At 59.4% G+C, this 11,545-nt stretch carries 9 protein-coding genes and 1 pseudogene; 6 read left to right on the top strand and 4 right to left on the bottom strand.

The features are described 5' to 3' along the window. Positions 1–76 precede the first annotated feature (76 nt). A complete protein-coding gene (locus OK411_RS22080; RefSeq protein ID WP_024014122.1) occupies positions 77–1,600 on the bottom strand; it encodes a fumarate hydratase in 1,524 nt (507 codons plus the stop codon). A gap of 486 nt (positions 1,601–2,086) precedes the next feature. Here OK411_RS22080 and OK411_RS22075 point away from each other — a divergent pair, with 486 nt between their 5' ends. Genes OK411_RS22075 through OK411_RS22065 form a run of 3 tightly spaced genes read left to right on the top strand, consistent with a single transcriptional unit; the run spans position 2,087 to position 4,893 of the window. After that, positions 2,087–3,193: a sensor domain-containing diguanylate cyclase gene (locus OK411_RS22075; protein ID WP_071173394.1), complete on the top strand. Its 1,107-nt coding sequence runs from the start codon at positions 2,087–2,089 to the stop codon at positions 3,191–3,193. Then, positions 3,186–4,121 carry an iron-sulfur-binding ferredoxin reductase gene (locus OK411_RS22070; RefSeq protein ID WP_264365692.1) on the top strand — a complete coding sequence of 312 codons (936 nt, stop codon included), beginning with the start codon at positions 3,186–3,188 and terminating at the stop codon, positions 4,119–4,121. Before OK411_RS22075 ends, OK411_RS22070 begins: the two co-directional genes overlap by 8 nt. Positions 4,122–4,149: 28 nt before the next feature. Beyond that, positions 4,150–4,893: an enoyl-CoA hydratase-related protein gene (locus OK411_RS22065; protein ID WP_264365691.1), complete on the top strand. Its 744-nt coding sequence runs from the start codon at positions 4,150–4,152 to the stop codon at positions 4,891–4,893. A gap of 137 nt (positions 4,894–5,030) precedes the next feature. On the opposite strand, the gene OK411_RS22060 is transcribed toward OK411_RS22065, so the two are convergent. Beyond that, complete coding sequence (locus OK411_RS22060) at positions 5,031–6,326, bottom strand: hypothetical protein (protein WP_264365690.1); 1,296 nt, start codon at positions 6,324–6,326, stop codon at positions 5,031–5,033. A gap of 201 nt (positions 6,327–6,527) precedes the next feature. Beyond that, on the bottom strand, positions 6,528–7,979 hold the full coding sequence (gene pyk / locus OK411_RS22055; protein WP_024014116.1) for a pyruvate kinase: 1,452 nt from the start codon (positions 7,977–7,979) through the stop codon (positions 6,528–6,530). Positions 7,980–8,152: 173 nt separating this feature from the next. Here pyk and OK411_RS22050 point away from each other — a divergent pair, with 173 nt between their 5' ends. Both OK411_RS22050 and OK411_RS22045 read left to right on the top strand, forming a co-directional pair. Beyond that, complete coding sequence (locus tag OK411_RS22050; RefSeq protein WP_016773461.1) at positions 8,153–8,539, top strand: tetratricopeptide repeat protein; 387 nt, start codon at positions 8,153–8,155, stop codon at positions 8,537–8,539. A 231-nt stretch (positions 8,540–8,770) separates the two neighbouring features. Continuing rightward, entirely contained in the window at positions 8,771–9,130 is a 360-nt protein-coding gene (locus OK411_RS22045) for a PilZ domain-containing protein (RefSeq protein ID WP_125917092.1), read from the top strand. 92 nt (positions 9,131–9,222) lie between these two features. On the opposite strand, the gene OK411_RS22040 is transcribed toward OK411_RS22045, so the two are convergent. Continuing rightward, positions 9,223–9,600: a DUF6124 family protein gene (locus tag OK411_RS22040; RefSeq protein ID WP_024014114.1), complete on the bottom strand. Its 378-nt coding sequence runs from the start codon at positions 9,598–9,600 to the stop codon at positions 9,223–9,225. Positions 9,601–10,057: 457 nt separating this feature from the next. Between OK411_RS22040 and OK411_RS22035 the strand changes: the two are divergent. After that, positions 10,058–11,545: pseudogene (locus OK411_RS22035) on the top strand (hypothetical protein); the annotation flags it as partial.

The raw sequence follows: 11,545 nt of genomic DNA, 5'->3' as shown, positions 1-11,545 counted from the left end.
CGCAATTGGTTTGAACACACAAAAACGGCCGGGGCATCTTCGCGGATGCACCGGCCGTTTTCATGACACCAGAAGCTTACTGCACTTCTACCGCCAGGCTCTCGCTGATCTTCTGCTGCCAGATCGCCGGGCCAGTGATGTGTACCGACTCACCTTTGCTGTCCACCGCTACGGTGACCGGCATGTCCTTGACCTCGAACTCGTAGATCGCTTCCATGCCCAGCTCGGCAAATGCCAGCACCTTGGACTTCTTGATCGCTTGCGCAACCAGGTAAGCGGCGCCGCCGACAGCCATCAGGTACACGGCCTTGTTGTCCTTGATCGCTTCGATCGCGGTCGGGCCGCGCTCGGATTTGCCGATCATGCCCAGCAGGCCGGTCTGCTCGAGGATCTGGCGGGTGAACTTGTCCATCCGCGTTGCGGTGGTCGGGCCGGCCGGGCCAACCACTTCGTCACCGACCGGATCAACCGGGCCGACGTAATAGATGAAACGACCCTTGAGGTCGACCGGCAGAGTTTCACCCTTGTTGAGCATCTCGACCATGCGCTTGTGCGCGGCGTCGCGACCGGTGAGCATCTTGCCGTTGAGCAGCACGGTTTCGCCCGGCTTCCAGCTCTGCACCTCTTCCGGGGTCAGGGTGTCGAGGTTGACGCGACGGGCCGATGGGCCGGCTTCCCAGACGATTTCCGGGTAGGCGTCCAGCGGTGGTGCTTCCAGCGAGGCCGGGCCGGAACCGTCGAGCACGAAGTGTGCGTGACGGGTGGCGGCGCAGTTGGGGATCATGCACACCGGCAGCGAGGCAGCGTGGGTCGGGTAGTCCATGATTTTCACGTCGAGCACGGTGGTCAGGCCACCGAGGCCCTGGGCGCCGATGCCCAACTGGTTGACCTTTTCGAACAGTTCCAGACGCATTTCTTCGATGCGGTTCTGCGGACCACGGGCCTTCAGCTCGTGGATGTCGATGGATTCCATCAACACTTCCTTGGCCATCACTGCGGCCTTCTCGGCGGTGCCGCCGATGCCGATACCCAGCATGCCCGGTGGGCACCAGCCGGCGCCCATGGTCGGCACGGTCTTCAATACCCAGTCGACGATCGAGTCGGACGGGTTGAGCATGGCCATTTTCGACTTGTTCTCGGAACCGCCGCCCTTGGCCGCCACGTCCACTTCCACGGTGTTACCCGGGACGATGGAGTAGTGAATTACGGCCGGGGTGTTGTCCTTGGTGTTCTTGCGAGCGCCTGCCGGGTCGGCAAGGATCGAGGCCCGCAGGACGTTTTCCGGCAGGTTGTAAGCGCGACGCACGCCTTCGTTGATCATGTCGTCCAGGCCCATGGTGGCGCCATCCCAGCGCACGTCCATGCCGACACGGACGAACACGGTGACGATACCGGTGTCCTGGCAGATCGGGCGATGGCCGGTGGCGCACATGCGCGAGTTGATCAGGATCTGCGCCATCGAATCACGGGCCGCTGGCGATTCTTCGCGCAGGTAGGCTTCGTGCATCGCCTGGATGAAATCCACGGGGTGGTAATAGGAAATGAACTGCAGGGCGTCGGCAACGCTCTGAATCAGGTCATCTTGCTTGATCACGGTCATGAGTCGCGCTCCTCTGAAAACGGTGGGGAAGCTACAGGCTTCTAGCTTCGAGCGGCAAGTTAAAGCATTACGCGGACAGCTTGAGCTTGCCGCTTGAGGCTTGCGGCTTATGGCTGTCCCTTTGTGGCGCGACGCTAAAAAGGCGCGGCAGTATACCGCGCCTCGGTGGTGGGGGCACATTGGCTTTTGGTCGGATGACCCTGTGGCGAGGGGATTTATCCCCGCTCGGCTGCGCAGCAGTCGTAAAACCTGTGAGCTCAGAGTGATTGACCGGTTGCAAGGGGCCACTTCGCAGCCCATCGAAGATAAATCCCCTCACCACAGGGACCTGGTGCGGGCATCAATGCAGCTCAATCAGGTCATGCATTTGACGTCAATTTTCGAGCCCGAAAATCGGTGGTCATTTAGCGACCGGCCCTCTAAAGTGGCATCCGGTCTGTAGAGTAGGACACTCGGTCAGCCTCCTATCGCACGGTGAGTCAACGATTGACCCATAACGCCATTCAACGCCTTTTGCTCAAACGCTTCGCCCTCGCTGCGGCCACCTACGGATTGGCTTTGCTGCTGCTGTGGCTGGCATTTTTCACTGGGCATTATCAGCAATCGCTCAGTGGAGTGGCCATCGGCAGCGCTCTGGTGGTCATCAGTCAGGCGAGCCTTTTCGCCATGTTCTGGAGCGGGCGCAACCAGCGCTTCGCCGACCCCAGCCTGACCGAAGCGCAAGTGCTGATGGGGCTGGGCTGGCAGACGTGGCTGATCGCCCATGTCGACGAGGCACGCGGCGCGTTTCTGGTGTTTTATGTGCTGATCCTGCTGTTCGGCCTGTTCCATCTCACCCGACGGGTGTTCATCCGCTGCGCGCTGCTGGTGTTCTTCAGTTTCTCCGCGATTACCCTGTGGGACGCTTACCATTTCCGTCTGGCGGAGCCTGCGCTCGCGGCGTTGCAAGTGTGCATTCTGGCGATGGTTTTGGCGTGGCTGGTGCTTTACGCACGCTTTGTCCAGGTCTCGCGGCAACGTCAGCGTCAGCGCCGGTTTGCCTTGCAGGCGCATCAGGACACCCTGCGTGGGATGATGCGCCAGCTTGAAGACCTGGTGGCCACCGACGAACTGACCGGGCTGTTCAATCGCCGGCATTTCCTGCGCATCGCCTCGCGTGAGCTCAACGCGTTGGACAGCGACGTAATGCACGGGCTGGCGCTGATCGATCTGGACCACTTCAAACGCATCAACGACCTGCACGGCCACGCCGCCGGCGATCAGGTACTGCAGGCGTTTGCCGGTGTGGCGCAAGCCTGCCTGCGCGACGGTGACGTGCTGGCGCGTTATGGTGGCGAAGAATTCGTGGTGCTAGTGCCCGACTGCGATGCCGAACGCCTGACCGCGTGTTGCGAGCGTTTGCGCATCGCCTTCAGCGAGGTGGAATTGATGGGCCTGCAAGTGCGCAACCTGAGCCTGTCGGCGGGCATGACCCTGCTGGCGGTTGGCGATGATCTGGATGAGGCGTTGCAGCGTGCCGATCAGGCGCTGTACCGGGCCAAGCGTGACGGGCGCAATCGTTGTGCAGCGGCGTGGGAGAACATCGATGCCTGAATTGCGTGTCGGTGACCGGCAGTGGACGGTTGAGCCGGGCAGCAATCTGCTCGACAGTCTCAATCAGAACGGCGTTGCCGTGCCCTACAGCTGTCGCGCCGGCAGTTGCCATGCCTGTCTGGTGCAATGCATCCGAGGTGTGCCCAGCGACAACCGCCCGGATGCCTTGAGTGCCGAGCAACGTCAGGACGGTTGGCGCCTGGCCTGCCAATGCCAAGTGGTCGAAGACTTGCAGGTGCATACCTTCGACCCGATTACTGACGGTCTGCCGGCCTTGGTCGAAGCGCTGGACTGGCTCAGTGACAGCGTTCTGCGCCTGCGCCTGACAACGCAGCGGCCATTGCGCTACAGCGCCGGCCAGCATCTGGTGCTGTGGATCGGCCACATCGCCCGCCCGTACTCGCTGGCGAGCCTGCCGCAAGAAGACCGCTTCCTCGAGTTTCACCTCGATTGCCGCCAGCCCGGCGAATTCATCGATGCCGCCCGCAAGCTGCAGATCGGCGACTCGATCCGCCTCGGCGAGTTGCGCGGTGGTGCTTTGCACTATGACCCGGACTGGCATGCGCGCCCGCTGTGGCTGCTGGCCGCCGGTAGCGGTTTAGGTCCGTTGTTCGGTGTGCTGCGCGAAGCCTTGCGTCAGGATCACCAAGGCGCCATCCGCGTCATTCACCTGGCCCATGACGAACGTGAGCACTATCTGGCCAAACCCCTTGCCGCACTGGCTGCGCAGCGGGAAAACCTCAGTGTCGAGCTGTGGACCGCGGCCGAGTCGGCCGCCGCTTTGGCGCAACTGCGCCTTGTTTCCCGGCAGACCCTGGCCTTAGTCTGCGGCTCGACGGCCAGTGTCGACGCTTTCGCCAAGCGTCTGTACCTGGCCGGATTGCCGCGCAATCAACTGCTGGCCGACGTGTTTGTGAGCCGTGGTTGAGCGCTGATTTTCAGACGCGAGACACGCCATGACCGAAGCCATCCTGCTGGAACGCGAACGCGGTTTGCTGACCCTGCGCCTCAACCGCCCGGGCAAGAAAAACGCCCTGACCCGCGCCATGTACAGCCGCCTCGCCGAAGCACTGAAACAGGCCGACAGCGACCCCGAAATCAACGCCGTGCTGATCAGCGGCAGCGCCGAGTGCTTCACGGCCGGTAACGACATTGCCGACTTCCTCGAACAACCGCCGAGCGACCTCGACAGCCCGGTGTTTCACTTCATGCTCAATCTGCTCGAATGCCGCAAACCAGTGATCGCCGCCGTCTCCGGTGCCGCGGTGGGTATCGGCACGACCCTGCTGCTGCATTGCGATCTGGTCTATGTCAGCCGCGACGCCCGGCTGCGCATGCCGTTCGTCAACCTCGGATTGTGTCCCGAATTCGGTTCCAGCCTGATCCTGCCGCGTTTGCTCGGGCAAGCGAAAGCGGCTGAATTGTTATTGCTCGGTGAAGGCTTTAGCGGCGAACAGGCTGCGCAGTGGGGGATCGCCACCGAAGCGCTGGACAGCGGTGAAGCGGCGTTGAGCAAGGCGCGAGAAGTGGCGCTGCGGTTTGATGAGCTGCCGGCCGAAGCCGTGCACATCAGCAAGCAACTGATGCGAGCGCCGGATCGGGATCTGCTGCGCAAGGTGATCGAGGAGGAGGGTGCGTTGTTCACCCAGCGCCTGCGTTCGCCGGAGGCGGTGGCGGCGTTGAGCAGGTTTTTTCGGTGACGGTCAAGACGCCTTCGCGAGCAGGCTCGCTCCCACGGGGGAACGCATTTCAAAGTTGGGAGCGAGCCTGCTCGCGAAAGGGGTTGACCAGACCATAAAACTCTCAATCAGGGGCAGCCGGTAAACTCGTCGCCAGGTCACTCGATCAATCCACGGCCGACGCATTGAACCCGTTGCCCGTCGACTTGCCTTTGGCCGAGGAACGTCATTTTACCTTCACCGATTGCAACCCCGGTCCAGATCCCCTTCTCCAGGTCGAACACTCGCCAGCCTTTGCCATCCGCAAAATCCGTGTCCAATTTGCCGTCATCGGTGAATCTGGCAATAACATGGTTAAAACCAGAGGACACTTGACTCAGCCCGGCAACAAGTATGTGTCCGCTGCTCTGGATGGACGCGTCAAGCCATAAGGTGTCAATGCCTTGCAGTCTGCTCAGAAGTGGTTTGCCTGCGTTGAACTGGATGTTGGGTTTGCCGTCGGATTCCCGGCTGATCAATACGCCATGGTGTGCAGGCTCGGTATACCCAACGGATAACAGCCGCTTATTCGTCTGCCCGATAACTTTCAAGACATTGACGCTCAGCGAGTTCTCTATCGGATCCATCACTTCAAAGCCATCAACGGCGAACGAGTCATCAATTTTCCCGGTTGCAGTCAAGCGGTTGAGTACTGCCCGGTAAGGATCATTGCCACGTACACAGCCCGCGAGCACGTAGGTCCCATCCTGTTTTGCCAATAGATCGTATAGCTCCGTGTGAGTGAAATTCGGGTGGAGAACATAGGCGATTTCTCCCTCGTTAAATTCAATATCCCGTGTGCCGTCAGGCAAGAGTCGAATGACGGCTGTCGCCACTTTGTTTCCATCCCGATCTACGGTGGTATGCAATACGATCTTGCCGTCAGGCAGAACGGTCGACCGCTGGCTAGCGGTTTTTGAGTTCGCTGCGTTGGGTAGTTGCTGGTGCTTCTGATGTGCCGTGTCGTCATCCGTGAGGTAAACAGCGACTTTGCCGGTTTCGTTGAATGCCGGATCAAGGTTGCCAGCGACGTCGAGACGCACGACTCCTATGGCACGCTTGAGGTTAGCCTGAAAGAAACTGCCGATGAGCAGCAGTTTGCCGTCGGCCTGTTCCACTATTTCGTTAGCGAAGGAATGCGATCCTTCTCCGTCCTCAAATTGACCGGTTACGTAGCCACTCTGGCCAAATTGAGTGTCGTGTACGCCATTGCTATCCAGTCTGATCAAGTAGTAGGCATCACCGTTCGATTGGCCTACGCTTCCCGCGATATAGGTGCGCCCTGATTTGTCGACCATCACCCCCCGCAGGACAAGGTTTCCGGAAAAATCGGGAGGTTTTTTCGGAGTGGCAACGCCCTGATTGCCAAACGTTGGGTCGAATTGACCTGGCGAGATGTTTGCCGCAACGTCCATCTTCAATCCTCCTTGATCACGACTCGTGCCCAGTCTTGAGTGATTGGGTGGTGAAGTAGCACGCTAGTCAAGAATGGCTCTTGCAACAACTGACAGAACTGACAGTTGACGTTCTGTGAAAACTGGTTTTCAGCGACATGCAGACAACAAAAAGCCCCGCCATTCACATGGCGGGGCTTTTGCGTTTCAGCGGCCGGTCACTCAGACCTGCGGATCACCGACATGCAGGATCTTCATGCCGTTGGTGCCGCCAGTGGTGTGGTAGCTGTCGCCCTTGGTCAGGATGACCCAGTCGCCTTTTTCCACAACGCCGCGCTTGGTCAGTTCGTCGATGGCTTTCTGGCTGACTTCGTGCGGCTCCAGCGAGGCCGGGTCGAACGGGATGGTGTAGACGCCACGGAACATCGCCGCGCGGGCCTGGGCTTCGCGGTGCGGGGTGAACGCGTAGATCGGCACCGAGGAGCGGATCCGCGACATGATCAGCGGGGTGAAGCCGCTTTCAGTCAACGCAATGATCGCTTTGACGCCCGGGAAGTGGTTGGCGGTGTACATGGTCGCCAGCGCGATGCTTTCGTCGCAGCGGCTGAATTCCTTGCCGATGCGGTGGCTGGAAGTCTTGCCGGTCGGGTGCTTCTCGGCGCCGACGCAGATGCGCGCCATCGCCTGCACGGCTTCCAGCGGGTAGAGACCAGCGGCGGATTCTGCCGAGAGCATCACAGCGTCGGTATAGTCGAGCACGGCGTTGGCCACGTCGGACACTTCAGCGCGGGTCGGCATCGGGTTCTGGATCATCGACTCCATCATCTGCGTCGCGACGATCACCGCTTTGTTGTGGCGGCGTGCGTGCAGAATGATTTTCTTCTGAATGCCCACCAGCTCGGCATCGCCGATTTCCACACCGAGGTCGCCACGGGCAACCATCACTGCGTCGGAAGCCTTGATCAGGCCATCGAGGGTTTCGTCGTCGGCCACGGCTTCGGCGCGTTCGATCTTCGCCACCAGCCAAGCAGTGCCGCCGGCCTCGTCACGCAGTTGACGGGCGTATTCCATGTCGGCGGCGTCACGCGGGAAGGACACCGCGAGGTAGTCGACTTCCATTTCGGCGGCGAGCTTGATGTCGGCCTTGTCTTTTTCAGTCAGGGCCGGCGCGGTCAGACCACCACCGCGACGGTTGATGCCTTTGTGGTCGGACAGCGGGCCGCCGATGGTCACCACGCAATGCAGCTCGGTGGCAGTGGCGGTTTCAACGCGCATCACCACGCGGCCGTCGTCGAGCAGCAGCTCGTCGCCCACGCCGCAGTCCTTGACCAGATCCGGGTAGTCGATGCCGACCACTTGCTGGTTGCCTTCGGTCAACGGATGGCTGGTGGAGAAGGTGAACTTGTCACCGATCTTCAGCTCGATCTTCTTGTTGGCGAATTTGGCGATACGGATTTTCGGGCCTTGCAGATCGCCGAGCAGGGCGACGAAGCGGCCGTGCTTGGCAGCGAGGTCACGCACCAGTTTCGCGCGAGCCTTGTGCTCGTCGGGGGTGCCGTGGGAGAAGTTCAGACGGGCAACGTCCAGACCAGCCAGAATCAGCTGTTCGAGAACTTCCGGCGAGTTACTGGCCGGGCCAAGGGTAGCGACGATTTTGGTACGACGGACGGACATGCAAAGACTCCTGAGTTCAAGCGCAGGCAGAGGCTACTATGCTCGAAGGGTGTAGTCATTGTTCGAATGCACTACTTATCGTTTTCTTTATTGAACGTGGCAACTTCGGGACAAACGCGCCTGAAGATTTTCGACCAGGGGTCGATACAGAGCACAAGACAGGAGAACCCCCCATGCGATTGTTGCCCATTGCCGCCCTTGCCCTCAGCGTCCTCGCCGCGACGGGCTGCACCCGTTGGTCGATGAACCATCATTTGAACAATGCCTACAGCGCCTATGAACGTGGCAATTGCGAGCAGGTCATGCTTGAACTGTCCAAGGTCGAACGCGCCAGCCGCGCCCGCCCGTACGTGTGGCCGGAAGTGTCGATGATGCGCGGCCAGTGCCTGGAACGGCAGAAGCTGTACATCGACGCGGTGCAGACCTACCAGTTCATCATCGCTTCGTACCCCAACAGCGAATACGCCTACCGCGCCCGCGCGCGTCTGGAAACCTTGCAGAGCCTGGGCCATTACCCGACACGCAGCGCCGCTGCGGTGGTGCGGCCGACACGCTTCTGACGGTACTGTCGTACAAAATCTGGCCGTCTGTACAAGCTCCGCTATAGTCAAGGAAACCGCTTGCGAGGCTTGTCTCGATGGCGGCGCAACACCTGCGACTGGCAGTGGTAAAAGTGACGGCGATTGTCGCGACCGTCACACCGGAAGCGGGGAGAGCGGGCCTGCCTACAGGCTCGTTCCGAAGCACAGGTGCGGCTCCCTGGCGGAGCCCTGCATGGCGTACAGCACATCATGTTTACCGACCGCCGGATCGAACGGCACCAGTTGCCGTATTACCTCAGAGTGTTCAATAGCATCACCGACAAACCCGTCGGCTTTCTCGGCAACGTGTCTGCGGACGGGCTGATGCTGATCAGCCAGTTGCCGATGATGATCGGCGCAGATTTCCAGTTACGCCTCAAAGTCCCGGCCCGCGATGGCAGCCAGCAAGTCATCGATTTCAGCGCCTGCTGCGTGTGGTGCCATGAAGACGCCACACCGCTGCATTACGACGCTGGTTTCATCCTGCGGCGTGCGCCGGCGGAGTTCGGCGAGCTGGTGCTGGCGCTGAAGCAGTACTTCAGTTTTCAGCCGTTGCCCGCTTCTGCCTGAACAACAAAAGATCGCAGCCTTCGGCAGCTCCTACAGGGGAACGCATTCCAGATGTAGGAGCTGCCGCAGGCTGCGATCTTTTGATCTTGACGTCACGCCACCGCGATCGCCCGCTCCTGATCCAGCGCCTTCTCCGCCAGCAATAACCCCATCTCGCTCAACTGATAGATCGCCATCGCCAGATGTCGCGGCTTGTCCTCGAGGCTGTCCGCCAGGTCGAGCAGCAGAATGCTGACCGAAGAAAAGGTCTCGTAGGTCTGAATGGCCATCGCTTCGGGGTTGATGTCGGGCGCGACCATGAACATCTGCATGCCGCGATCGACGGAATTGCACGACGGCGCAGCGCCGGGTTTTTTCAGGTAGTGATCGAGGGCTTTTTCAGCGGCCTCGTGGAGTCTGGTGGAATCGGGGGAAGCGTAGGGGGAGGTCGAGTCTTCGGTTTCAGGGGGATTGGGTGTTGGTTTGATCATGGTGATAACCCTTGGTTGGGGCCTTCACCCCTCGCGACTAAACGAAAGGGTGGCGGCTGGACGCAGGTTAGTCGACCGGGGGTATCACCAAAAACCGGCGCGCCGAAGCGCCCTGCGTACAGCCACCATCGAGTGCGGGGATAGGGATTACCCGACTGGATGACGCTTATACACCTTGATGACAAACCCCCGGGCGACTAAACCCGACCACTGTTTGGCAGCGGCACGGATCACGTTACGGGGCAGCTTCAAAGCGCACAAGCCGGCGGATTCTGAGTGATGTGTAGGCAACGGCGCAAGCTGATGTAGCCGCGTGCTAATGGCTGAAGGACGTCTGCATGTTGCAGCGTGGGAATAGTTACCGCTGGTCGGGACTGTCAGGTTTTACAGGTGTCATTTCGTGCTTACGGTTCTTCAATGAGGCACCCAGATACCGACGGTATAAGGAAGCTCAATCATGTCCGACCATGAGAACCCAGGCTCCAATTCTCCAGAAGATCGCCCGTTTCCTGAGGACCATCGCCCTTCCCAAAAATCCGATGATCCGATTTCCGAAGAGCCGGGAATCTTGGTCGCGGATTTGGAGTATGAGGCCGGCTCCGGGTCACTGTTAGTAGATACCACGATGGACTTCAAGTTTCGTATACCGGTAAACGATGGCCGCTATCACAAAGTTCATCTGGATTTTCACGGAGCCGATAATTACTACCGGCGTATCACTGAAAGTGCATGGTTGGGGGGCGTCTGGCACAGTATTCGAGTCGAAGACCTTCCCGAGAGTGACCTGCAAGTCAGAGTTGATGGAAGATGGCATTACGTTGATCAATGGTCAAGGTGGACACCGCGGACTTTGCTGGTCAGAAAGGCTGCTCGCATCGCTAGCAATCGTACTGTGACTACAACGGTTCCAGGCCTCGCCGGTAAAGGCAGCAAAATCACGCTTGTGCGTCCCAATTCAGGCTCTGTACTGAGCACAACGACCATTACCAATGGCTACGGAAATTGGACTGTCACCCTCCTTGATAATGTCCCCCAGGGTTTACAGGATTTCATCATCCGTGAGGAGTATGGAAGTACGCAGGGGCGCTACGCGGGGAAAGCGTCACTGACCGTACTCAAGCCTGTAACGCTCACGCCGTTGCCGCAGGTTATAAATACACAAACGCCGCAATTTGCGGGTACAGGCGGTCTGCACCAAGCGATGACGAGAGTGGATGTTTACATCAAAGGCACATCGATCAAAGTATTGGCCGACGCAAAGATCGAAATTGATGGGTCATGGGGTGGTACCAGCACTTATACGTTTGCGTTCGGCGAAAATTATTCTCTCGTCGCCAGTCAAAGATACGACGGCGCAACATCTGTGCCGTCAGTCCAACGAAATTTTTATGTCATTGACCCCCCCCGAATAACGTCTCCTGGATTGACGCAGACGGTGGACATGACATCGACGTTCACAGGCACTGTCGTCGCCGGGATCTCCAGTGCTGTTGCCGTGCGTTCGGAAAACACCCAAGCTCAAATCAGCACCCCAACCGATGCCGCCACAGGCGCATGGTCTGCATCTTTCACGCTGACACCTGGTCCGCATTCAATTGTCGGCACGCATACCTATTTGAGAGTGACATCGCTGACCAGCCAACCCTTCGGCATACGGGTACGCACGGGCAAGCCCACGGTCACATACACGCAAGCCAATGAAACGATCACATTTTCCGGCACCGGACATTTCGACGAGAAGCTCAGAACCGAAATCGAGTTCACTATCCTCGAAAGTCCAGCCGGCCCAATACCGGTCGCGCCTCCCAACGCACAAGTACAGCGCAACGGCACTTGGAGCACCGCCGTAACGGGCTGGAAACTTGGCACCTATGAAATCAACGCCGTCCAGAAGATCAGAGACAACGCCGGCGGCTGGATCGACTCGCTGCCGCTGACCTTTGAG

The organism is Pseudomonas sp. RG1 (assembly GCF_025910115.1).
Taxonomy (GTDB): domain Bacteria; phylum Pseudomonadota; class Gammaproteobacteria; order Pseudomonadales; family Pseudomonadaceae; genus Aquipseudomonas; species Aquipseudomonas atacamensis.
This window is presented reverse-complemented; position numbering and strand designations above follow the sequence as displayed.

Excerpts from the sequence above, each read along its gene's own strand:
- pyk (WP_024014116.1), bottom strand. The coding sequence starts at position 7,979 with ATGTCCGTCCGTCGTACCAAAATCGTCGCTACCCTTGGCCCGGCCAGT.
- OK411_RS22070 (WP_264365692.1), top strand. The coding sequence starts at position 3,186 with ATGCCTGAATTGCGTGTCGGTGACCGGCAGTGGACGGTTGAGCCGGGC.
- OK411_RS22040 (WP_024014114.1), bottom strand. The coding sequence starts at position 9,600 with ATGATCAAACCAACACCCAATCCCCCTGAAACCGAAGACTCGACCTCC.
- OK411_RS22065 (WP_264365691.1), top strand. The coding sequence starts at position 4,150 with ATGACCGAAGCCATCCTGCTGGAACGCGAACGCGGTTTGCTGACCCTG.
- OK411_RS22060 (WP_264365690.1), bottom strand. The coding sequence starts at position 6,326 with ATGGACGTTGCGGCAAACATCTCGCCAGGTCAATTCGACCCAACGTTT.
- OK411_RS22050 (WP_016773461.1), top strand. The coding sequence starts at position 8,153 with ATGCGATTGTTGCCCATTGCCGCCCTTGCCCTCAGCGTCCTCGCCGCG.
- OK411_RS22045 (WP_125917092.1), top strand. The coding sequence starts at position 8,771 with ATGTTTACCGACCGCCGGATCGAACGGCACCAGTTGCCGTATTACCTC.
- OK411_RS22080 (WP_024014122.1), bottom strand. The coding sequence starts at position 1,600 with ATGACCGTGATCAAGCAAGATGACCTGATTCAGAGCGTTGCCGACGCC.